This window comes from Noviherbaspirillum sp., from assembly GCF_035254865.1.
In the GTDB taxonomy this organism is placed as follows: domain Bacteria; phylum Pseudomonadota; class Gammaproteobacteria; order Burkholderiales; family Burkholderiaceae_D; genus Noviherbaspirillum.
Genome location: NZ_DATFAF010000075.1, coordinates 39,559 through 61,803, shown reverse-complemented (window position 1 = coordinate 61,803; position 22,245 = coordinate 39,559). Strand labels below are relative to the sequence as shown.

The following is a 22,245-nucleotide window of genomic DNA, read 5'->3' as shown; positions in this document are numbered from 1 at the left end:
TACGCCGGAGCACTGAAGCCCCGGGCGTAACGCCTACCGCAAATGCAAAATTCTCCATCTGCACTCATTGCAGACACACTCATTGATAGCGAGTTGGCAACCAGAGGTACCGCCGTCAAACGGTCAACAGCTCTTTTTCTTTTTCGCTAATCAGCTTGTCCACTTCGGCGACAAACTTGTCGGTCAGTTTCTGAACATCATCCTGGGCGCGACGCTCGTCGTCTTCCGAGCAGGCCTTGTCCTTCAACATTTTCTTCAGCGCTTCGTTTGCATCGCGTCGGATGTTGCGGATAGCGACCTTCGAATCCTCGCCCTCGCCCTTGACGATCTTGACGATCTCCTTGCGGCGCTCTTCCGTCAGCGGTGGTGTCGGCACACGGATCAGATCGCCTTGCGTGGACGGATTCAAACCCAGATCGGACTCACGAATTGCCTTTTCCACGACGCCAACCATTTTCTTTTCCCATGGCTGCACGCCGATGGTACGTGCGTCGATCAGCGTAACGTTAGCGACCTGATTGATATGCGTCGGGGTGCCGTAATAATCAACCAGCAGGTGATCAAGAATGCCGGTATGCGCACGGCCTGTACGTACCTTTGCGAGATCCGCTTTCAGCGTCTCGATCGACTTCTGCATTTTTTGTTCGGCGTTCTTCTTTACTTCAGTGACTGCCATACTGCTCTCCTCTTTTGCTACGAGTTATACGTGAACCAGTGTTCCTTCATCCTCGCCCATGATCACATTCTTCAGAGCGCCCGGTTTTATGATGGAAAACACCTTGATAGGCAATTTCTGGTCGCGGCACAGCGCAAAGGCGGTTGCATCCATGACCTGGAGATGCTTCGCAATGGCTTCATCGAACGTAATCGTCGAATAGCGAGTCGCATTGCGGTCCTTGTTCGGATCTGCACTATACACGCCGTCAACCTTCGTTGCCTTGAGCACGATCTCGGCCCCGATTTCCGATCCGCGCAAAGCGGCTGCAGTGTCGGTCGTAAAAAACGGATTGCCGGTACCGGCGGCAAATACCACTACTTTACCCTCTTCCAGATACTGCAATGCTTTCGGCCGGACATAGGGCTCGACAACCTGTTCGATGCTGATTGCCGACATGACCCGCGCAGTTAATCCTACCTGGCGCATTGCATCAGCCAATGCAAGCGAATTCATCACTGTCGCCAGCATTCCCATATAGTCCGCCGTCGCGCGGTCCATACCCTGGGCACCGGGTGCCACGCCGCGGAAAATATTTCCGCCGCCGATCACAATTGCCAATTCCACGCCCAGCTTCGATACTTCAGCCACATCCGCCACCATACGCTCGATGGTCGATCGATTGATGCCATAGGCATCGTCGCCCATTAACGCTTCACCCGAGAGCTTCAGGAGGACGCGTTTATAAGCTGGTTTTGTCATGGGCTAAACTCCTAATATTTGTCCGATTCAAGGCACTAATCGGTTATTGCCCGTTTCATCATCGGATAGCCGCCCTTGGCTAAAGGTTAGATGAAATACGGTGTTTCCGGTGTATTTCAATATTGACGGAGCGTAAGACAATGTTTCTTAGCAAGAATGCTGAAGCATTTCTTTTTCATCTACGCAATATTCTTGTTCGCACTCATTCACGGTAGACTGGGCTACCTAGAAAAACGGGCCTTTCGGCCCGCTTGACTGCTTATGCCTGTTTGGCTGCTGCAACTTGTGCTGCAACCTCTGCGGCAAAGTCATCCTGTTTCTTCTCAATGCCTTCGCCAACGACGTACAAGGTGAATGCCTTCACCGTCGTGTTCGCTGCCTTAAGCATTTGTTCAACAGTCTGCTTGTCGTTTTTGACGAAGGGCTGATTGAACAGCGAAACTTCCTTCAGGTATTTCTGAACACTACCTTCAACCATCTTGGCGACGATATCTGCCGGCTTGCCGGATTCGGCGGCCTTCTGGGTAGCGATCGAACGCTCTTTTTCGATCAGATCGGCGGGCACGTCGTTGCTCGACAAGGCAACTGGCTTCATCGCCGCAATGTGCATCGCAACGTCCTTGCCGACCTGCTCATCAGCGCCATCGTATTCGACCATGACGCCGATACGGGTGCCATGCAGGTAGGAGGTCAGCTTGGCGCCGGTTTCAAAGCGTTTGAAGCGACGGAAAGCCATGTTTTCGCCAATTTTACCGACCAGTGCAGCACGCACTTCCTCAAGCGTCTTGCCATCCACAGGCAGAGCTGACAAGGCGGCGACATCAGCCGGGTTTTTCTCCGCAACCAGCTTGGCCGCCAGCTTGGCCAACTCAAGAAACTCCTCATTCTTGGTCACGAAATCGGTTTCGCAGTTGACTTCGACAAGCGCGCCGACGCCACCGGAAATATAAGTTGCAACCACACCTTCCGCGGTAACGCGGGAGGCCGCCTTGGATGCCTTGCTGCCGAGCTTCACGCGCAGAATTTCTTCGGCTCGGACCATGTCGCCATCGGCTTCGGTCAGCGCTTTTTTGCATTCCATCATGGGCGCATCAGTCTTTGCGCGCAGTTCGCCTACCATCGCTGCGGTAATTGCCGCCATGTTCTTCTCCTAAACTCAATAAGCGTCCTCTCGGACGCGTTCAATCAAAATACGTTCAAGCCGGCTAAAAAAAAGGGGCGAACCACTGTTGCCCCTTTTTTGAAGCCCGACAATCAGGGCGCAGGGCCTTAAGCTTGTTCGTTGACCTCAACGAATTCGTCTGCTCCGCCCTTGACCGCTTCCAGCACTTCGCTGGTCGCATTCGCGCGGCCTTCCAGAATCGCGTCGGCGACGCCACGTGCATACAGCGCGATCGCCTTGGACGAGTCATCGTTACCCGGAATGACGTAGGTCACGCCTTCAGGCGAGTGGTTGGTATCGACCACGCCGATGACCGGAATACCGAGCTTGGCAGCTTCAGTGATCGAGCCCTTGTGGTAGCCAACGTCGATGACGAAGATCGCATCGGGAATGCCATTCATGTCCTTGATGCCGCCGATGGATTTTTGCAGCTTTTCCATCTCGCGCTGGAACATCAGCGCTTCTTTCTTGCTCATCTTCTCGACGGAGCCGTCTTCGATCGCCGCTTCCATATCCTTCAGGCGCTTGATCGAAGTTTTGATGGTCTTGAAGTTGGTCAGCATGCCGCCCAGCCAGCGCTGATCGACGTAAGGCATGCCGGCGCGTTGCGCTTCAGCGGCGACGATTTCGCGCGCCTGGCGCTTGGTGCCGACAAACAGAATGGTGCCGCGATTGGAAGCCAACTGACGAATGTATTTCATCGCCTCCTGGTACATGGCCAGGGTCTTTTCCAGGTTGACGATATGAATCTTGTTGCGATGACCGAAAATAAAGGGGGCCATCTTGGGGTTCCAGAAGCGGGTTTGGTGGCCGAAATGGACACCGGCTTCCAGCATTTCACGCATGGTAACGGACATAATATCTCCAGGGTTAGGTCTGGAATCCGATCAGTCACCCTTTCGGGCACCCTTTGCGACCGGATTCGCGTTTTCAAACAGGTTTCGCTTGAAGCCATTCAAGCTAACCCGAGATTTTACCCTACATTTCCGGATTTATTCAAGGCGCGAACCGGCTTTGATTGAGCGCGTCCCGCGCGGGTCGACTATAATTTGAGATTAATTATTATTCACGCCGTCTGGCGTAGTTGACTTTCGCTATGGGTTCAATTTCCATCAAAACCGAAGACGATATCAAGGGCATGCGCATCGCAGGGAAGCTTGCGGCCGAAGTGCTCGATTTTATTGCGCCTCATGTCAAGCCTGGCGTCACGACCGGCGAGCTTGACCGTCTCTGCCATGAATACATGGTCAATGTGCAAGGCACCATCCCGGCGCCCTTGAACTACTGCCCTCCTGGCTATACGCCTTACCCGAAAGCAACTTGCACGTCGGTGAATGACGTCGTGTGCCACGGAATCCCGAGCGATAAGGTTTTGAAGAGCGGCGATATCGTCAACATCGACATTACGGTGATCAAGGATGGCTACCATGGCGATACAAGCCGCATGTTTTATGTCGGCGAGCCGTCCATTCTTGCCAAACGTCTGACGGAAATCACCTTTGAATGCATGTGGCTGGGTATATCCAAGGTAAAACCGGGTGCGCACTTGGGCGATATCGGCTTCATCATTCAACAACATGCAGAAAAAGCTGGATATAGCGTGGTTCGCGAGTTTTGCGGCCATGGCATCGGCAAGGTATTCCATGAAGAACCGCAGGTTTTGCATTATGGCCGTCCGGGCACGCTGGAAAAATTACTTCCAGGCATGATTTTCACCGTCGAGCCGATGATCAATGCCGGACGTCGCGAAATCCGTGAGATGGGCGATGGGTGGACGATCAAAACCAAGGATCGCAGCCTGTCGGCGCAATGGGAACATACAGTGCTGGTGACAGAGACCGGTTTCGAAGTCCTGACGGTATCGCCCGGCATGCCTCCTGCACCCGCATTCATTACCCAGCCAATCAAGTCCCAAACAATCGAAGTCTAGAGATGGCGTCTCTTGCATTGACGCTCAAAGAGCAGCTAAAGAGCGAGCGCCAAGCAGCCATCGAAGCTTTTCAGGCCGATGGCAAGCCTGAAAAGCTGCTGAGACAGCTTCGTCAAAATGTCGATGTTGCACTAACCCACGCATGGGAGGCATTTGGCATGCCTTCCAGTGCGGCGCTGGTCGCCGTAGGCGGATACGGCCGCGGCGAGCTGTTTCCGCATTCCGATGTGGATGTGTTGATCCTGCTTGATTCTCCCGCGGATGCGAACCTGCAGGGGACGCTCGAAGAGCTGGTTCAGCTGTTCTGGGATATCGGTCTCGAAATGGGGCACAGCATTCGGACAGTCGATGAATGTCTCATCGAATCGGCCGCCGACATTACCGTTCAGACCAGCCTTCTTGAAGGCCGTTTCATCACCGGTAGCCGCAAGCTGTTTCAGTTTTTGCAGGATCGCCATACCGCAGCCATCAATCCGCAGGCGTTTTTTCAGGCCAAGACCCTGGAGATGCGGCAGCGGCATGCCAAGTACGAAGATACGCCGTACAGTCTCGAGCCGAATTGCAAGGAAAGCCCCGGTGGTTTACGCGATCTGCAGGTCATTATCTGGGTTGCCAAAGCCGCCGGCCTCGGCGATTCCTGGCGCAAGCTGGCAGAACGCGGTCTGATTACGCCGACCGAAGCGCGTCAGTTGACGCAGAAGGAACGCGCATTCAAGGACATCCGGATTCGCCTGCATATCCACGCGCATCGGCGTGAAGACCGATTGGTCTTCGATGTACAAACCCCCATCGCCGAGTCCTTCGGCTTCAAGACGACGGAAACGCGCCGCGCCAGCGAATACTTGATGCAGCACTACTATTGGGCGGCGAAGGCGGTTACACAGCTCAATACGATCCTACTGCAAAACATCGAAGCGCAGCTGTTCCCTCAGCCAGGCTCGCTGCAGCCGATCAACGAGCGCTTCAACGAGATCAATGGCCTGGTGGACATTGCCCAGGACAATACGTTCGAAGCGACGCCCTCGGCAATGCTTGAAGTGTTCCTGCTCATCGCCCAGCATTCCGAATTGAAAGGAATGACTGCACGCACCTTGCGCGCGCTCTGGCATACCCGCTTCAAGATTGACGGCAAGTTCCGGAGGGATCCGGTAAATCGCGCGCTGTTCCTGCAGATCCTTCAGGCACCGCAAGGAATTACCCATGCCCTGCGGGGAATGAACCAGACCAGCATCCTGGGCCGGTATCTGCCGAATTTCCGCCGCATCATCGGCCAGATGCAGCATGACCTGTTTCACGTCTATACGGTCGACCAGCACATCCTCATGGTGGTGCGCAATGTCCGTCGCTTCACGATGACGGAACATGCGCATGAATATCCGTTCTGCAGCCAGTTGATGGCCAACTTCGCGCAGCCTTGGCTGCTGTATATCGCAGCGCTCTTCCATGATATCGCCAAGGGCCGCATGGGCGATCATTCCACGCTGGGCATGGCCGACGCTCGCCAGTTTTGCAAGGACCATGGCCTCTCGAAGGAGGACACTGCACTGGTGGTGTTCCTCGTGCAGCATCATCTGTCCATGTCCCAGGTCGCTCAGAAACAGGATTTGTCGGATCCGGATGTCATTCGTCATTTTGCCAATTTGGTCAAGGATGAGCGCCATCTCACCGCGCTGTATCTGCTGACGGTTGCGGACATTCGCGGCACCAGCCCGAAAGTCTGGAACGCGTGGAAGGGCAAGCTGCTTGAGGACCTCTACAGGATGACCTTGCGCGTGCTCGGTGGTGAAGACCCTTCTACCGATCACGAGCTGAAAAACCGCCAGGATGCTGCGCTGAAGACCTTGCGCCTGTATGGATTGCCGGAGAATGCGCACGAGCGTCTCTGGCAGCAACTCGATGTGGCGTACTTCCTGCGCCACGACGCGTCCGATATCGCATGGCAAACTCGCTCGCTCTACAACAAGACCGACAGCGAGCGCGCGGTCGTCAAATCCCGGCTCGCGCCGATTGGTGAAGGCGTGCAGGTGGCGGTCTATGTCAAGGATCAGCCCGATCTGTTTGCCAGGATCTGCAGCTACTTCGACAGGAAGAATTTCAGCATTCTTGATGCCAAGATTCACACCACCAAGAACGGCTATGCGCTGGATACATTCCTGGTCACCGAGCCTGCATTTGCCAATAATTATCGCGACATCATCAATCTGATCGAGCACGAGCTGACCGAATTGCTGGAGTCTTGCGAGCCATTGCCTCCCCCGACCAGGGGCCGGCTTTCACGGCTATCGCGCACCTTTCCGATCACGCCGACAGTCGATCTGCGGCCCGACGAACGCGGCCAATACTATCTGCTGTCGGTTTCCGCAAACGACCGCAACGGTTTGTTGTATTCGATCGCGAACGTGCTCGCGAAGTACAAGATCAATCTGCATACCGCCAAGATCATGACCCTGGGGGAACGTGTCGAAGACGTTTTCCTGGTCGATGGTCCGGTGCTCAGCAATGCGCGCAGCCAGATCCAGCTCGAGACCGATCTGCTTGATGCGCTACGTGTCTAGCTTTCTTATCTCATCCCATGACTGAACTTGTCCGACTCTCCAAACGCATGTCCGAACTTGGCCTTTGCTCGCGCCGTGAAGCCGATGAATGGATCGAGCGCGGCTGGGTGCGCGTCGACGGAATCATTGTGTCGGAGCTAGGAAGCAAGGTATTGCCGGGTCAGCGCATTACGGTAGAACGCCAGGCCAGCGCCCAGCAAGCGCGCCGCGTCACGGTCCTTCTCAACAAGCCGGTCGGGTTTGTGAGCGGTCAGGCGGAAGACGGCTACAAACCCGCCGTGACGCTCATCAATGCCGGCACGCGCTGGAAAGAAGACAAGGCTCCCCAACAATTTCATCCCAGCCAGCTGCGCAGCCTGGTTCCGGCGGGCCGGCTCGATATCGATTCGGTGGGCTTGCTGGTCCTGACGCAAGACGGCCGCATCGCGAGGCAATTGATCGGTGAAGATACGTCGGTTGAAAAAGAGTACCTGGTGCGTGTGCAATACGGCAAGCCGGGCAAATTACCGGAAGCCGATCTCAAGCTGCTGAATCATGGTTTGTCGCTCGACGGCAAGAAACTGTTGCCTGCAAAAGTACGCTGGCAGAACGAGGATCAGCTGAGTTTCATCCTGCGGGAAGGGAAGAAACGCCAGATCAGACGCATGTGCGAAGCCGTCGGCCTCAAGGTGCTCGGGCTCAAACGAGTCCGGATCGGACGCGTTACCCTGGGCGACTTGCCGGTCGGGCAATGGCGCTACCTGCATCCCGACGAAAAGTTCTAACAGGGCGTTGAAAAGCGACTGCGCGGGCCGACTGACGAAAGCGCCAAGAGTCAGTCATCGTGACTGGCATCCAGGCCCGGGAACAAGATATCGGTAAAGCCGAAACGCGAGAAATCCTTGATCCTCATTGGATACAGGATTCCCGCCAGGTGATCGCACTCATGCTGCACGACGCGCGCATGAAATCCTTCTGCATCCCGGCTGATGACACGCCCATGCTGGTCGACGCCCTCATAGTGAAGCTTCGTCCAGCGAGGCACCACGCCGCGCAATCCGGGTACCGACAAGCATCCTTCCCAGCCCTCTTCGAACTCGTCTGAGAGCGGTTTGAGCGTCGGGTTGATCAAGACTGTCTCGGGTACAGGTGGGGCGTCCGGATAACGGGCATTGTCCTTGAAACCGAAAATGACGAGCTGCAGATTAACGCCAATCTGCGGCGCAGCAAGCCCCGCGCCATTGGCGGCACGCATGGTATCGAACATGTCGTCGATCAGCTCGCCCAGCTCGCGAGTGCCAAAACGCGTAACGGGCTCTGCCTGACGCAGCAGGCGCGGATCACCCATCCGAAGAATTTCTCTGACGCTCATTTCAGTTGTTCCAGATAGTTCGCGAATGCCTTGCCCATCTGGGGATGTTTCAATCCCATGGCGACGGTGGCCTGCAGATAACCAAGCTTGGAGCCGCAGTCAAAGCGCCGTCCGGCATAGCGATACGCCAGCACCTGCTCCGACTTCATCAAGGCGGCGATGCCATCAGTGAGTTGGATCTCTCCGCCGGCGCCTTTGCCCAAGCCTTCGAGGTAATCGAATATCCCGTTGTTCAATACATAGCGCCCGACCACCGCAAGTGTCGACGGCGCAGTTTCCGGTGAAGGCTTTTCGACAATGCTGTCGACACGTTCGATGTTTGGTTTATACGGCGTTACACGCACGATGCCGTATTGTCCGGTTTCGGCGCGCGGCACATCCTGAACGGCGAGAAGGCTCGCTCCTTCTTGCGTGTAGAGGTCCGTCATTTGGGCCAGCACGGGCTTTTGACCCGCATCGACATCCATCAGATCGTCGGCCAGCAAAACGGCGAACGGTTCATGGCCAATCACAGGGCGGGCGCACAGAACTGCGTGCCCCAGCCCGAGCGGCGCGGATTGACGGATGTAGATGCAATTGATTCCCTTTGGAATGGCGCCGCGCACCACCTCCAGCAATGCCGTCTTCCCGCTGGCTTCCAGTTCGGCTTCCAGTTCATATGCCGTATCGAAGTGATCTTCAATGGCGCGCTTGTTGCGACCGGTAATGAACACGAGATCGGTGATCCCTGCTGCAACCGCCTCCTCAACTGCATACTGGATCAAGGGTTTGTCGACGATGGGCAGCATTTCTTTCGGTTGCGCCTTGGTCGCCGGCAGGAAGCGGCTTCCCAGCCCCGCAACCGGGAATACGGCTTTTGTGATTTTTTTCATTTTTCTTCCAGCAATCGAAACAGACCATCTTCATCCAGGATGGCGATACCCAGTTCTTGCGCCTTGACCAGTTTGCTGCCGGCCTCTTCGCCAGCCACGACATAGCTCGTTTTTTTGGAAACCGATCCGGCGACCTTGCCGCCGGCGGCTTCAATCCGCGCCTGCGCTTCGTCACGTGTCATGCCAGGGAGCGTACCGGTGAGTACGAAAGTCATGCCCGCGAGACGCGCGTTCTTGGTGACGTCGGAGTTTGCCGGCAGTTCTGCAAGCAATTTGCGGCGCATGTCATCCAGCTTGCGGACCTGCTCGGCATGCTGGTCCTGCGCCAGCCAGACGGCAATCGACTCCCTAACGTTCTTCGGCAAATCGTCGCTGGACGCAGCAAGTTCGCCCAGCGCCGCGACGGTTGCGCCCTTCTCCGCGGCCTGCCGGCAGCGCGTTTCGGTGAACTTCGGAATACGCAGCGCGGCGAGCAAGCTGCCCTGTTCCAGCTTGTCGCGCAGTTTCGCGCTCGGCGGATGTTCGTCTTGCGGTTTCACATTGGCCGCCAACAACTTGTCGAGTGCCTGCTGATTCCGCTCTTCGGCAAAGAATTCCGCAATCGATTCGGCCACCGTGTCACCAATGTCAGGCAGCACGCGCAGCAATGCGGCCGGCGCATGGCGGATGGTATCGAGGCTGCCGAGCCAATCCGCGAGCGTCTTGGCGGTTGACTCGCCGACATGCCGAATACCCAGTGCGAACAGCAGGCGTTCGAGCCGCGGATGTTTGCTCTTTTCGATGGCGGCAATCAGGTTCTCCGCCCACTTGGTGGCGATCTTGCCCTTTTGTACCGTCTCAGGCGTGATGCCATCGCGCTCGTCGGCCCGGCGCTTCATTTTGAGCAGATCGTCGAGGGTCAACCGGTACAAGTCGGCAATGCTCTGGACGTAACCGAGGTCGACAAGGTTTTCGATATAGCGATCGCCGAGTCCTTCGATATCCATCATCCGGCGGCCGGCAAAATGTGCAATCGCCTGTTTGCGCTGCGCCGCGCATACCAGCCCGCCGGTACAGCGCCAATCAGCCTCACCTTCCTCCCGGTCAATATGGCTACCACACACCGGGCACTTGCCTTGCAAGCGCTGGTACATGTCGAAAATCTGACCGACGTCCGCAGGACGCCTGTCCAGCACCACGGCGACGACTTCAGGGATGACGTCGCCGGCCCGCCGCACGATCACCGTATCGCCGACCCGCACATCCTTCCTGCGCGTTTCGTCTTCGTTGTGAAGCGTCGCATTGGTGACGGTCACGCCGCCGACGAACACCGGCTCCAGCTTGGCGACCGGCGTCAGTTTGCCGGTGCGGCCCACCTGCACATCGATGCCCCGCACGACCGTCATCTGTTCCTGCGCCGGGAATTTGTGCGCCACTGCCCAGCGCGGCTCGCGGGACACGAAACCCAGGCGGCGCTGCAGCGCATAGCTGTTAACCTTGTAGACGACGCCGTCGATATCGAAGGGGAGCTCGTCGCGGATGGAGGCGACGTGCGCATAAAACTCTGCCAGGCCGGGTGCGCCGACAACGACCCTGCGTTCTTCATTGACCGGTACCCCCATCCTTGCCAACGCATCGAGCGTCGCGCTATGCGTTTCGGGAATCTCCCAGCCCTCCACGTCGCCGAGGCCATAGGCAAAGAAACTGAGCGGCCGCTGAGCCGTGATCGACGAATCCAGTTGCCGGACGGCACCCGCGGCCGCATTGCGCGGATTGACGAAGGCTTTCTCGCCCTTTTCGCGCTGGCGCTCGTTCATGCGTTCAAACGCATCGCGGCGCATATAGACTTCGCCGCGCACTTCTAGCACTGGCGCATGACAGCCTTCCAGCCGCAGGGGGATCTGGCGAATGGTGCGAATGTTCTGCGTAACATCTTCCCCAGTCGCGCCGTCGCCGCGCGTGGCAGCCTGGACCAAGATGCCGTACTCATAGCGCAAATTGATCGCCAGTCCGTCGAACTTGAGTTCCACCGCATACTCGATCGGCGGCGCAGCGGGAGACAGTTCGAGTTCGCGCCGCAATCTGGCGTCGAATGCCAGCGCGCCGCCTTCCGTCGTGTCCGTTTCGGTACGAACCGACAGCATCGACACCGCATGCCTGACCGCCACGAATTGCGGTAATGGCTTGCCGCCTACCCGTTGCGTCGGGGAGTCCGCGGTGATCAGGTCGGGATGCTCCTGCTCCAGCGCCGCCAATTCTTGGAACATCTTGTCGTATTCCGCGTCAGGAATGGTCGGGGTGTCGAGGACATAGTACGCATGGCTATGCCGGTTCAGCTCGGCCTTGAGCCAGGCAGCGCGTTCCTGCCAGTGGTTCGCATCCGGATTCGTGGAGGATGCGCCCGGGTTCGAAAAGAGATCCGGCTGCATGGCTAGCTGAACAAACGCAAGGCCCGTGTCGACCCCGCCGGGATGCCGGCCGCTTCCATCTGCTGGTAGAACGCCTGAACCTGTTCCGCAATTTCTGTCAGCGCCGCATCCGACAGCGGCTGGTTGCCGTCATCGACCACAACGCCATCCAGGCGCGCCGCAAGCATCCTGGCGCAGGCGATCATGGCTCCGAAGCCGTCGCGCGCAGGCGTAACGCGAGGCACGTCGAGCAACAAGGTCAGACGCGCTGTCGTTTCGGCGGCAAGCGTCACATTGGTGGACAGGGAAAACAGGATGTCGCCTTCTCCGTCGGGCATCACCAACCGCCCATCCGGGCGCAGATCGAAACCTTGGCGCTCAAGTGCGGTGAGCAATGTATTGATCGCCCATGGGGCGCCTTTTGCTTGCACATTGACACTCAGCTGCGCGTCATATTCAGCGACAAACTGATGCAGGCTTCGTGCGCGCGTCATGACGTCCGTCATATCGGGCACATCGGGTTCCGCATCGATTTCGTCACACACCTGGCGCAATCGCATGATCAGCTCGGAATACTCCAGTTCATTCAGCGCACCGCTGCGATTGGCGAGCTGTACTCCCGCAAACAGGCCGTAGTACATGCCACCATGGGTGACCGGCTCCCATATGCCATCATCGCGCTGCGCGATGAAATGGACCGGCTTGTTGCCGACATGACGCAAGGCCTGTAGCTTGGGAAGGATTTTTTCGCCTCGTGCCGGCGCTTCCAATGCGAGAGAAATGGCGCAATCGATCAACTCGTCGACGGGCAACTCCTTCTGGTGCTCCTCGACCGGTTGCGCTCCCGCTTCGCCGCCAGCATCAATTTCAGGTTCAGCTCCTGGATGCTCAGGCGTCGGCGCAAACATGGGTTCATGACGCTCGCTGACCACCTCGCCGGCAGTAGCCTCGGAATGCATCAAGACGTCGTCGTGTTCGGAGGAAAAGGCTCGTTGTACGCTCTTCTTCGCCTTGTATTCCTGCCACTTGTTGTAGGTGATGACGCCGACGACGATCGCGCCACCGATCGCCATCAGGCTTGCCTGAAGGTCTGTCATGCCGGCTGCACCCCTGTGTCGGAAATCGCAGCGCGAATGATGCCACGGTCAAAGGAACGGGCAAATGCCCATTCGGCGGATAGAAATCGGGTCATTTGGAAAATCCAGTTAGGTGACGACGGCTCCGATATGTCGTCGTCAAAACATTATGGCTGAAGGCGCGAAATCGCGCGTGCACGAAGGCTGTCGCAACTTGGGACTCAGGGTAGTGTTCACGGGAAAAGTTGTCAAGCTGGACAGCCCTGCACACTGCTCGGAAACGCCAAATATCGTGCTCCGAAGAAAAATGTAGGCCCGGCATTGATCGTTGCCCAATCAACGCGTTCATGCCGTTGACGATCATCAATGCACAGGACATTCAGTAACTAAAGAATAACAACAACCCCGGAGCGGCATCTGAATGTTTCTCGTAACAAAGTGTTGCGCGCCGTCCGAAACGTATCAAACATCCTTTCTATATGGAGACACGCATGGAACTCGATCATGGAACAGCTACCATGTCCCGCGCCTTTGCAAGCTCTGGCGAGCACGCCGAAGCGAACGTGCACGCAAAAGCAAACAACAGTTCCTCCAGCAATTCGACAAGGCCGGCCGGGATGAACATGCGCTTGAAAAAAAATCGTCTCGACAATTCCGGGACGAAAGACTTCAGGCTGCAGGAGCTTGCCATGCTTTCCATCGCTCCCATTGTTCGCTCGATCCATCATTGGTGGCTGCAACGCGCCGAGGAGCATTATCTGATCTGCGCTGATGTTGAACAGCAACGCGCGCGCGAGGCGCAGATGAATGTCGCCTATTACCAAAAACGTGCAGCCCTCGCCCGCTCCGCCCGAAATTAAACCCAGCCTCGCTCAAACAGCGAACGGCCTTGCAAGCCGTCCACTGTCCTTGAACACCGGAAATCACGCCGCCTGAGCTTCACTCGCGAAATTTGCCGCGGACTCCATGTCAACGGCCACAATGCGCGACACGCCTTGTTCCTGCATCGTCACGCCAATCAGTTGCTGTGCCATTTCCATTGCGATCTTGTTGTGCGAGATGAACAGGAATTGCGTGTGCGACGACATGCGCTTGACCATGTTGCAAAAACGTTCCGTATTCGCGTCATCGAGCGGCGCGTCGACCTCGTCCAGCAGACAGAACGGAGCAGGATTCAACTGGAACATTGAGAATACCAGCGCGGTGGCTGTCAGCGCTTTCTCTCCGCCGGAGAGCAGGTGAATCGTGGCGTTCTTCTTGCCCGGCGGCTGAGCCATGACTTGCACGCCGGAATCGAGAATTTCCTCGCCGGTCATGATCAGTTTTGCATTGCCACCGCCGAACAGCACCGGGAACAACTCGCCGAAATGCTTGTTCACCTTGTCGAAGGTATCCTGCAGCAGATCGCGCGTCTCCTTGTCGATCTTGTTGATCGCATCTTCCAGCGTCGTGATGGCTTCGGTCAAGTCGGCGTGTTGCGCGTCGAGGAAATTCTTGCGCTCCGATGCCTGTGCAAGCTCGTCCAGTGCGGCCAGGTTGACAGGACCCAATGCAGCAATGGCATTGGTCAGACGCGTCACCTCGCCTTGCAGGTAGGACGGCCGCATTTCGCCGGTAAGCTTTTCCGACAACACCGCTTCGTCCGCCTGTGCCTCGGCCAGCTGCTGCGCGTATTGTTCGAAATTCAGGCGGGCCGCCTGCTCCTTCAGCTGCAGTTCCGTGATGCGGTCGCGCTGCGGCTGAAGGTTGCGCTCTGACTGCAAGCGGGCTTCTTCCGTATGACGCAGCTTTTGGGTCAATTGATCCAGTTCATGACGCGCATCCGCCAGCGCACGCTCCTGGTCGGTACGTTTTTCCAGCAGCGATTGCAGGCCGGCTTGCGCGGCCTGGTCGTCGAGGCTTTCGAGTTCCAGATGGCCTTGTTCCATGCTGGCGAACAATTGAGCCGATTGCTCCAGCGCGGTGGCGATGCTGCGCTTGAGTTCTTCGATCTTGTTGCGGTGCGCCTTCTCGGAAAACTCGGCTTCCTGTGCGGCGCGCTCCAGTTCGCGCAGGCGTTGACGCGCGTCGTTGAGCTGTTGCTCCTTGGCGAGGTAGTCGGTCTGACCGTTCTCGTGCTTTTCCTGGAGTTCCGCGAGTTCCATGTCCAGCTGTTCGAATTTTGCTTCCGACTCGGCCTTGATCTGCTGCTGCTCGGTTTCCTGGGCGGCGATTTCGGCGAGGTCGGATTCGATTTGCGTGCTGCGCTGATTGAAACGTTCCTGCACTTCGGAAAGTTTCATCACGTCGATCTGCAGGCTGTGCACGGTTTGCGTCAAGAGCGAGACGCGCTGGCGCAACTCCTGCAGGCGCTGCATGGCTTGCGACAAGGCGGCTTCGGCGCGCACCGCACGCGACTTTGCCTCTTCCGCGAGCATGTGTTGCGCGCGAAGCTGCTTGCCAATGTTTTCGATTTCCTGCTGGCGCGCGAGCATGCCATCCTGCTCGGAATCGGAGGCGTAAAAACGGACACTCGACTGGCTGATGACATGGCCTTGCTTGGTCACGAAATAACCGCCTACCGGCAGCTTTGTACGGTCGACGAAAGCGACTGCAACGTCCTCTGCCACGAAGACATTGAACAGCCAGTCCTGCATCAGGGTCCGCAGGCCGGGGTCGTTCAGTTGCAAGAGATTGATGAACGGTTTCAGGCCGGCCGGCGCTTCGACGTTTGCCGGAGCACCGACGTTCGGGGTGAAGAGTGCCAGCTTGGCGGGCGGGGCATCGTTGAAAAATGACTTTGCCCAGTCCAGATTCGACATCTCGAGTGCGGAAGTGCGTTCGCGCAGCACGGATTCAAGCGCCGTTTCCCAGCCTTGATCGATATGCAATTTTTGCCAAAGACGCGGCAATTCGCCGAGCTCGTGCTTCTTGAGCCATGGCTGGACCTTGCCCTGTGTCTGCACGTTTTCCTGCAGTTGCTTCAATGCCGCCAGACGCGCTTCCAGCTGGGCGTTATTGGCGGTTTCCCGATTCAATTGCTCTTGGGCCGTACGGCGTTCTTCTTCCAGCCGCGGCTGCTGCTCCTGCGCCCCTTCCAACTGATCGCGCACTTCTTCCAATGCCGCCTGCTTTTCTTCCAGCTGCATCTTCAGATTGTTCAGGTGCGCGGTATCCGGCATGGTCATGCCGTTCTTTTCCTGCGCCAGGCGTTCGCGGCGCGCAGCCAGGTTGGCGAGGATATTCGACGCGTTGCGCTGATGCGCGGACTCGAGTTCAATCTGCTGCTGGATCTGCATGATGGTGCCGCGCGACTCGGTTGTCTTGAGCTGCGCTTCACGCCATGCCTGCTCGAGTGCCGGCAGGTTGTCGTGCTGGGTCTGTGCGGCGTGCTGGGCCTGTTCGACACGCATGCCCTGCTCTTCCAGATGCATCTCGGCTTCCGCCAGCTCATCCTGATATTGCTGCCCTTGGCGCTGCCATTGGTCGCGCTGCGCCGTCAGCGAATTCAGCTGGGATTGCAGGCGGTTGCGTGATTCGATCACGAACTTGATTTGCGCCTCCAGGCTGCCGATTTCGGAGTTCGTTTGATACAAGTGACCTTGCGCGGTATGCATCCGATCGCCGGCCGCATAGTGCGCCTGGCGCATGTGCTCCAGTTCGGTTTCGACGTGACGCAGCTTGGCATTCTGCTCTTCCAGGTCGGTTTGCGCCTTTTCGATGTCACGGAAAAACTTTTCCTGCTCAGCCTTGGCTTCGTTCTTGCGCAGCAGCCAGAGCAGTTTCTGCTTTTCATCCTGATCGGCCTGCAATTCGCGGAAGCGCTGCGCGACGGCTGCCTGGGCTTCGAGCTTTTCGAGATTTGCGCCCAGTTCGCGCAGGATATCCTCGACCCGGGTCAGGTTCTCGCGCGTATCCTGCAGGCGGTTCTCGGTTTCGCGGCGACGCTCCTTGTACTTGGACACGCCTGCGGCTTCCTCCAGGAAGATGCGCAGGTCTTCCGGGCGCGCTTCGATGATGCGCGAGATCATGCCCTGCCCGATGATGGCGTAGGCGCGCGGTCCGAGGCCGGTTCCAAGGAAAATATCCTGGATGTCGCGACGGCGTACCGCCTGGTTGTTAATGTAATAAGTCGATGTGCCGTCACGCGTGAGAGTGCGCTTGACTGCGATTTCCGCGTATTGGCTCCACTGCCCGGCGGCACGACCGTCGGCATTGTCGAACACCAGTTCGACCGATGCCCTGCCCGCCGGCTTGCGGGAAGTCGAACCGTTGAAAATCACGTCCTGCATCGATTCGCCGCGCAATTCCGATGCCTTGGATTCGCCCAATACCCAGCGCACCGCATCCATGATGTTGGATTTGCCGCAGCCATTCGGCCCTACCACACCGACAAGCTGGCCCGGAACCTGGAAATTGGTGGGATCGACGAAAGACTTGAATCCCGATAATTTAATAGAAGTTAGACGCACTTTATAGACTGTTCTTGGCTAGGGTTGGCAGACGGAGAATTTGCCTACGCGAAAGGGTCTTATCATATCATTTCAAGTTCGACCATCAGTACTTTCAAATCAGCAACTTAGAGGCAGAGAAGATGCGCGAACGGTATAATTCGCCGTTTGCATTTCCGACCACTTCTCCCCGTTCCCATCAACGTGAACCCGCTCTTAGACAAGCTGCAACCGTATCCATTCGAGAAGCTTCGGCTTCTCTTCGCGCAGATTACGCCCAATCCCGCCTACTCGGCCATCGGCCTGGGCATCGGCGAGCCGAAGCATCCGACGCCGGCTTTTATCCAGAAAGCGCTGACCGACAATCTTGCCGGCTTGGCCAACTATCCGAGCACAGTCGGTTCGGAAGCACTGCGAGGCGCGATCGCCGGATGGCTGGAGCGCCGCTACAACTTGCCAAAATTGAATCCGGCAACCCAGATCCTTCCGGTGAACGGGTCGCGCGAAGCCTTGTTTGCGCTCGCACAGACCGTCATCGATCCTACGCGCCAGACGCCGGGTGGCGGCCCGCTCGTCATGTGTCCGAATCCCTTCTACCAGATTTACGAGGGTGCGGCCTATCTGGCCGGCGCCGAGCCGTATTTCGTCAACTCCGATCCGGCACGCAATTTCGCGCCCGACTACAAGAGTGTTCCGGCAGAAGTGTGGCCACGTGTGCAATTGCTTTACATCTGCTCTCCCGGCAATCCCACCGGCGCGGTACTGACCTTGGCCGACTGGAAGGAATTGTTCGATCTGTCGGACCGCTACGGCTTCGTGATTGCCGCAGACGAATGCTATTCGGAAATTTACTTCAAGTCGGAAGCACCGCTGGGCGGTCTGGAAGCTGCACACAAACTGGGCCGCAGCGACTATCCGCGCCTGATCGCATTCTCCAGCCTGTCCAAGCGATCCAACGTTCCCGGGATGCGCTCCGGTTTTGTCGCCGGCGATGCAGAGGTGATGAAGAAATTCCTGCTCTACCGCACCTACCACGGCAGCGCGATGAGCCCATCCATTCAAGCCGCTTCCGTCGCCGCATGGAACGATGAACAACATGTGATCGAAAACCGAGCGAAGTACATCGCGAAGTTCAATGAAATCACGCCCATGCTGGCTGAAGTACTGGATGTTTCCCTGCCCGATGCCGGGTTCTACCTGTGGGCCAAGGTTGACAGATACGGCGGCATCTCGGATACCGAGTTCGCCCGACGCCTGTATGCCGAATATAATGTGACGGTATTGCCGGGAAGCTATCTGGCGCGCGAAGCGCATGGCATCAATCCGGGACAAGGCCGCATCCGCATGGCGCTGGTCGCCGAAGTCGACGAATGCCTGGAGGCCGCACGCCGCATCGTTGCATTCACCAAAACATTATCGTAATCCCTCAACTTTAGAAGCACTCGACATGACTCAACAACTCCAGCAAATCATCGACCAGGCATGGGAAGACCGTGCCAATTTCTCACCCAAGTCGGCGCCCGCCGAAATCCGCGACGCCGTTGCGCAGGTGCTGGCGCAACTGGATCAAGGAACGCTGCGCGTTGCGCAGAAAGACAGCGGCACCTGGCACGTCAATCAGTGGGTGAAAAAGGCCGTTTTGCTGTCGTTCCGTCTCGAGGACAACGTTCCGATGCCGGCCGGCGGCGCCATGCAGTTTTATGACAAGGTGCCGACCAAGTTCGCCAATTACACGGCAGAGGATTTCGCCAAGGGCGGATTCCGCGTTGTCCCGCCGGCAGTCGCGCGCCGCGGCAGCTTCATCGCCAAAAACGTGGTGCTGATGCCCTCCTATGTCAACATCGGCGCCTATGTCGATGAAGGCGCAATGGTCGATACCTGGGCAACCGTCGGCTCCTGCGCGCAGATCGGCAAGAACGTGCACCTTTCCGGCGGCGTCGGCATCGGCGGCGTGCTGGAACCGATGCAAGCCAATCCCACCATCATCGAAGACAACTGCTTCATCGGCGCACGCTCGGAAATCGTGGAAGGCGTCATCATCGAGGAAAACTCCGTGATCTCGATGGGCGTGTACATCGGACAAAGCACGCCGATCTACGACCGCGCCACGGGCGAAACCACCTATGGCCGCGTTCCTGCGGGCTCGGTAGTCATCAGCGGCTCCCTGCCACGCGACGGCGGCAAGTACAACCTGTACGCCGCGGTCATCGTGAAGCGTGTCGATGCGCAGACCCGTGCAAAAACCGGCATCAACGAACTGCTTCGCGAAGCGTAATTCGCCCTAGAGGGATTGACGACCTGCCTTCGGTCCCTCAAACCCTCTTCTGTCCTCTGAAGAGGCCAGCATCACGGCGGAAGGCATCGTGCGCTTCCGCAAAATTTTTAGACGGAGCGCATCATGGCAATGGACCGCTTGTTCCAGTTGATGAAAGATAAAAAGGCATCGGACCTGTTCATGACCGTGAACTCGCCGATCCATATCAAGATCAATGGCCATCTGCTTCCGATCAATCAGCAGACGATGGACACCGCGACCATCAAGGCGCTGCTGGGCGAGGTGGTCTCGACCGCACAGATGCAGGAACTGGAAACCCATAACGAACTGAACATGGGTATTCCGGTCAAGGGGCTGGGCAGTTTTCGTCTTTCGGCGTTCCGTCAGCGCGGCAGCATCTCCGCCGTGTTCCGCTACATCCCCGGCGAAATCCCCAAGCTCTCGGATTTGCATGTCCCGCCAGTGCTGGCCGACATCATCATGGAGAAGCGCGGACTGGTCCTCGTGGTCGGTGCGACCGGTTCGGGAAAATCGACCACGATTGCCGCGATGCTCGACCATCGCAATATCATGAAGACAGGCCACATCCTCACGCTCGAGGATCCGATTGAATTCCTGTTCACCAACAAGAAATCGATTGTGAATCAGCGCGAGATCGGCATTGATGCCGAAAGCCTCAAAGTCGCGCTCAAGAACGCGCTGCGCCAGGCACCGGACTGCATCCTGATCGGTGAAATTCGCGACAAGGATACGATGGCGGCCGCGCTCGCCTACGCCCAGTCGGGTCACCTCGTCGTCGCAACACTGCATGCCAACAACAGCTATCACGCACTCAATCGCATCATCAACTTTTACCCGCTCGAGAATCGGCCGTCGCTGTTGCCTGACCTGGCTGCCACCATCCGGGCCATCATTTCCCAGCGCTTGGTGATGACGGTCAATCAAAGCCGCCGCGCCGCAGTGGAAGTCCTCGTGAACACGCGGCACGTGGCAGAACTGATCGAGCAAGGCGAAATCGGCCAGATCAAGGAAGCACTTGAAAAGAGCATGTCGCCGGGCTCGCAGACCTTTGAACAGGCGCTCATGCAGCTCATCAAGGACGGCGTGATTACCCAGGAAGAGGGTTTGGCGAACGCGGATTCAGCGACCAACCTGTACTGGTTGCTGAACAATGAAGAGTCCACCAAGCAGGCGCCGCCCGAACCGGAGCCCAAGAAAGACGACGGCCCGACCTTCACCGAATTTACGCTGAATGTCTGAAACGATGACCGTCACCCTTTACGGCATTCCCAATTGCGATACGGTCAAGAAAGCGCGCACCTGGCTTGACCAGCAGGGTATCTCATACACCTTTCACGACTTCAAGAAGGCCGGCATCGAACGCGATGTCATCAAGGGCTGGCTTGCCGACGTGGCGTGGGAGATTCTGGTGAATCGCAAGGGAACTACCTGGCGCGGCTTGAGTGACGAGCGCAAGGCAACCGTCACAAATGCGGACAGCGCAGCCGATCTGATGCTTGAACTGCCCTCGGTCATCAAGCGCCCTGTGCTGAGGATCGGAACAGGCACGCATGTCGGTTTTTCCGCCGAACTCTATCAACACATTTTCAAGAAGTAAGTTATGAGCAAAACCCTCGCGCTGACCGAAGAACTGATTGCACTCTCGTCCGTCACGCCTGACGACAAGGGATGTCAGCAGCGACTGGCCGAGTTGCTGTCAGGGCTCGGTTTTCATTGCGAGCCTATCCTTTCCGGCAATGTCACGAACCTCTGGGCGCGGAAGGGAAATACGCAACCGTTGCTGGTTTTTGCCGGCCATACCGATGTGGTGCCCACCGGACCAGTCGACCAATGGCATTCCGATCCCTTTGTTCCGACTCAGCGCGATGGCAAGCTGTACGGCCGTGGCGCGGCAGACATGAAGACTTCGCTCGCCGCCATGGTCATGGCTGTCGAAGAGTTCATCGCCGCGCATCCGAGGCACAACGGTTCCATCGGCTTTCTGCTGACCAGCGACGAAGAAGGTCCGGCAGTCGATGGTACGGTGGTGGTGTGCGAAAAGTTGAAAGAGCGCGGCGAACAGCTTGACTACTGTATCGTTGGCGAGCCGACATCCACCGATCAACTGGGTGACGTGATCAAGAACGGACGTCGCGGCTCGATGTCGGGAAAATTGATCATCAAGGGCGTGCAGGGTCACATCGCTTATCCGCAAATGGCCAAGAATCCGATTCACCTCGCAGCCCCGGCACTGGCGGAACTCGCAGCCGAAAAATGGGATGACGGCAACGAGTACTATCTGCCGACCTCGTGGCAGATGTCGAATATTCATGCGGGAACGGGCGCGACGAATGTGATTCCGGGCGAAGTCGTGGTCGATTTCAATTTCCGTTTCTCGACCGCGAGCACCGTCGAAGGTCTGCAACAGCGCGTGCATGAAATTCTGAACAAATACGACTTCGAATACGATCTGAAATGGACCATCAGCGGCCATCCTTTCCTCACGCCGCGCGGGAAGTTGAGCGACGCAGTCACCGCCGCGATCAAGGCGGAAACGGGTGTCGATGCGGATCTTTCAACGACCGGCGGAACATCGGACGGACGTTTCATCGCACGCATCTGCCCCCAGGTAATCGAATTCGGACCTCCCAACGGCAGCATTCACAAGATCGACGAACATATCGAACTCCGTTTCATTGATCCCTTGAAGAACATCTACCGCCGCACGCTGGAAAACCTGCTGCTCTGATTGCTCCGCAATGCCGCCGCGTCTCTCTCCTTGCGGGAGAG

General features: G+C 57.4%; 18 protein-coding genes. 9 read left to right on the top strand and 9 right to left on the bottom strand.

Annotated elements, in window-relative coordinates:
* Nucleotides 1–115: 115 nt before the first annotated feature.
* From frr to rpsB, 4 genes are all read right to left on the bottom strand, one after another.
* Nucleotides 116–676, bottom strand: a complete 561-nt coding sequence (frr, locus tag VJ651_RS17710; protein ID WP_324108707.1) for a ribosome recycling factor — start codon at nucleotides 674–676, stop codon at nucleotides 116–118.
* A gap of 24 nt (nucleotides 677–700) precedes the next feature.
* Entirely contained in the window at nucleotides 701–1,417 is a 717-nt protein-coding gene (gene pyrH, locus VJ651_RS17705) for a UMP kinase (protein ID WP_136417332.1), read from the bottom strand.
* A 259-nt stretch (nucleotides 1,418–1,676) separates the two neighbouring features.
* A complete protein-coding gene (gene tsf / locus VJ651_RS17700; protein WP_324108706.1) occupies nucleotides 1,677–2,558 on the bottom strand; it encodes a translation elongation factor Ts in 882 nt (293 codons plus the stop codon).
* Nucleotides 2,559–2,686: 128 nt separating this feature from the next.
* A complete protein-coding gene (gene rpsB, locus VJ651_RS17695; protein ID WP_324108705.1) occupies nucleotides 2,687–3,436 on the bottom strand; it encodes a 30S ribosomal protein S2 in 750 nt (249 codons plus the stop codon).
* Nucleotides 3,437–3,675: 239 nt separating this feature from the next.
* Here rpsB and map point away from each other — a divergent pair, with 239 nt between their 5' ends.
* From map to VJ651_RS17680, 3 genes are read left to right on the top strand one after another with little or no spacing between them, the layout of a single operon-like run.
* A complete protein-coding gene (map, locus tag VJ651_RS17690; RefSeq protein WP_324108704.1) occupies nucleotides 3,676–4,509 on the top strand; it encodes a type I methionyl aminopeptidase in 834 nt (277 codons plus the stop codon).
* Between the two features lie 2 nt (nucleotides 4,510–4,511).
* Entirely contained in the window at nucleotides 4,512–7,064 is a 2,553-nt protein-coding gene (locus VJ651_RS17685; protein ID WP_324108703.1) for a [protein-PII] uridylyltransferase, read from the top strand.
* 17 nt (nucleotides 7,065–7,081) lie between these two features.
* Nucleotides 7,082–7,828 (top strand): pseudouridine synthase, encoded by a 747-nt coding sequence (locus tag VJ651_RS17680; RefSeq protein ID WP_324108702.1) that lies wholly within the window; start codon nucleotides 7,082–7,084, stop codon nucleotides 7,826–7,828.
* A 50-nt stretch (nucleotides 7,829–7,878) separates the two neighbouring features.
* On the opposite strand, the gene def is transcribed toward VJ651_RS17680, so the two are convergent.
* Genes def through VJ651_RS17660 form a run of 4 tightly spaced genes read right to left on the bottom strand, consistent with a single transcriptional unit; the run spans nucleotide 7,879 to nucleotide 12,771 of the window.
* Nucleotides 7,879–8,415, bottom strand: coding sequence for a peptide deformylase (def, locus tag VJ651_RS17675; RefSeq protein WP_324108701.1), 537 nt, complete (start codon nucleotides 8,413–8,415; stop codon nucleotides 7,879–7,881).
* Nucleotides 8,412–9,287 (bottom strand): UTP--glucose-1-phosphate uridylyltransferase GalU, encoded by an 876-nt coding sequence (galU, locus tag VJ651_RS17670; protein ID WP_324108700.1) that lies wholly within the window; start codon nucleotides 9,285–9,287, stop codon nucleotides 8,412–8,414. The genes def and galU overlap by 4 nt, the downstream gene beginning before the upstream one ends.
* A complete protein-coding gene (ligA, locus tag VJ651_RS17665) occupies nucleotides 9,284–11,695 on the bottom strand; it encodes an NAD-dependent DNA ligase LigA (RefSeq protein WP_324108699.1) in 2,412 nt (803 codons plus the stop codon). The genes galU and ligA overlap by 4 nt, the downstream gene beginning before the upstream one ends.
* 2 nt (nucleotides 11,696–11,697) lie before the next feature.
* Entirely contained in the window at nucleotides 11,698–12,771 is a 1,074-nt protein-coding gene (locus tag VJ651_RS17660; protein WP_324108698.1) for a cell division protein ZipA C-terminal FtsZ-binding domain-containing protein, read from the bottom strand.
* Nucleotides 12,772–13,241: 470 nt separating this feature from the next.
* Between VJ651_RS17660 and VJ651_RS17655 the strand changes: the two genes are divergently transcribed.
* Nucleotides 13,242–13,610: a hypothetical protein gene (locus VJ651_RS17655; protein ID WP_324108697.1), complete on the top strand. Its 369-nt coding sequence runs from the start codon at nucleotides 13,242–13,244 to the stop codon at nucleotides 13,608–13,610.
* Nucleotides 13,611–13,673: 63 nt separating this feature from the next.
* On the opposite strand, the gene smc is transcribed toward VJ651_RS17655, so the two are convergent.
* Nucleotides 13,674–17,201, bottom strand: coding sequence for a chromosome segregation protein SMC (smc, locus tag VJ651_RS17650; RefSeq protein WP_324108696.1), 3,528 nt, complete (start codon nucleotides 17,199–17,201; stop codon nucleotides 13,674–13,676).
* A gap of 183 nt (nucleotides 17,202–17,384) precedes the next feature.
* On the opposite strand from smc, the gene dapC reads away from it, so the two are divergent.
* From dapC to dapE, 5 genes are all read left to right on the top strand, one after another.
* Nucleotides 17,385–18,602, top strand: coding sequence for a succinyldiaminopimelate transaminase (gene dapC, locus VJ651_RS17645; RefSeq protein ID WP_324108695.1), 1,218 nt, complete (start codon nucleotides 17,385–17,387; stop codon nucleotides 18,600–18,602).
* Between the two features lie 25 nt (nucleotides 18,603–18,627).
* On the top strand, nucleotides 18,628–19,455 hold the full coding sequence (gene dapD, locus VJ651_RS17640) for a 2,3,4,5-tetrahydropyridine-2,6-dicarboxylate N-succinyltransferase (RefSeq protein ID WP_324108694.1): 828 nt from the start codon (nucleotides 18,628–18,630) through the stop codon (nucleotides 19,453–19,455).
* Nucleotides 19,456–19,578: 123 nt separating this feature from the next.
* On the top strand, nucleotides 19,579–20,715 hold the full coding sequence (locus tag VJ651_RS17635; protein ID WP_324108693.1) for a PilT/PilU family type 4a pilus ATPase: 1,137 nt from the start codon (nucleotides 19,579–19,581) through the stop codon (nucleotides 20,713–20,715).
* Between the two features lie 4 nt (nucleotides 20,716–20,719).
* Nucleotides 20,720–21,073: an ArsC family reductase gene (locus tag VJ651_RS17630; protein ID WP_414691357.1), complete on the top strand. Its 354-nt coding sequence runs from the start codon at nucleotides 20,720–20,722 to the stop codon at nucleotides 21,071–21,073.
* A 3-nt stretch (nucleotides 21,074–21,076) separates the two neighbouring features.
* Nucleotides 21,077–22,204: a succinyl-diaminopimelate desuccinylase gene (dapE, locus tag VJ651_RS17625; protein WP_324108691.1), complete on the top strand. Its 1,128-nt coding sequence runs from the start codon at nucleotides 21,077–21,079 to the stop codon at nucleotides 22,202–22,204.
* Nucleotides 22,205–22,245 lie beyond the last annotated feature (41 nt).

Excerpts from the sequence above, each read along its gene's own strand:
- map (WP_324108704.1), top strand. The coding sequence starts at position 3,676 with ATGGGTTCAATTTCCATCAAAACCGAAGACGATATCAAGGGCATGCGC.
- def (WP_324108701.1), bottom strand. The coding sequence starts at position 8,415 with ATGAGCGTCAGAGAAATTCTTCGGATGGGTGATCCGCGCCTGCTGCGT.
- VJ651_RS17680 (WP_324108702.1), top strand. The coding sequence starts at position 7,082 with ATGACTGAACTTGTCCGACTCTCCAAACGCATGTCCGAACTTGGCCTT.
- VJ651_RS17660 (WP_324108698.1), bottom strand. The coding sequence starts at position 12,771 with ATGACAGACCTTCAGGCAAGCCTGATGGCGATCGGTGGCGCGATCGTC.
- VJ651_RS17635 (WP_324108693.1), top strand. The coding sequence starts at position 19,579 with ATGGCAATGGACCGCTTGTTCCAGTTGATGAAAGATAAAAAGGCATCG.
- ligA (WP_324108699.1), bottom strand. The coding sequence starts at position 11,695 with ATGCAGCCGGATCTCTTTTCGAACCCGGGCGCATCCTCCACGAATCCG.
- frr (WP_324108707.1), bottom strand. The coding sequence starts at position 676 with ATGGCAGTCACTGAAGTAAAGAAGAACGCCGAACAAAAAATGCAGAAG.
- dapE (WP_324108691.1), top strand. The coding sequence starts at position 21,077 with ATGAGCAAAACCCTCGCGCTGACCGAAGAACTGATTGCACTCTCGTCC.
- galU (WP_324108700.1), bottom strand. The coding sequence starts at position 9,287 with ATGAAAAAAATCACAAAAGCCGTATTCCCGGTTGCGGGGCTGGGAAGC.
- VJ651_RS17685 (WP_324108703.1), top strand. The coding sequence starts at position 4,512 with ATGGCGTCTCTTGCATTGACGCTCAAAGAGCAGCTAAAGAGCGAGCGC.
- dapD (WP_324108694.1), top strand. The coding sequence starts at position 18,628 with ATGACTCAACAACTCCAGCAAATCATCGACCAGGCATGGGAAGACCGT.
- tsf (WP_324108706.1), bottom strand. The coding sequence starts at position 2,558 with ATGGCGGCAATTACCGCAGCGATGGTAGGCGAACTGCGCGCAAAGACT.
- pyrH (WP_136417332.1), bottom strand. The coding sequence starts at position 1,417 with ATGACAAAACCAGCTTATAAACGCGTCCTCCTGAAGCTCTCGGGTGAA.
- rpsB (WP_324108705.1), bottom strand. The coding sequence starts at position 3,436 with ATGTCCGTTACCATGCGTGAAATGCTGGAAGCCGGTGTCCATTTCGGC.
- VJ651_RS17630 (WP_414691357.1), top strand. The coding sequence starts at position 20,720 with ATGACCGTCACCCTTTACGGCATTCCCAATTGCGATACGGTCAAGAAA.
- VJ651_RS17655 (WP_324108697.1), top strand. The coding sequence starts at position 13,242 with ATGGAACTCGATCATGGAACAGCTACCATGTCCCGCGCCTTTGCAAGC.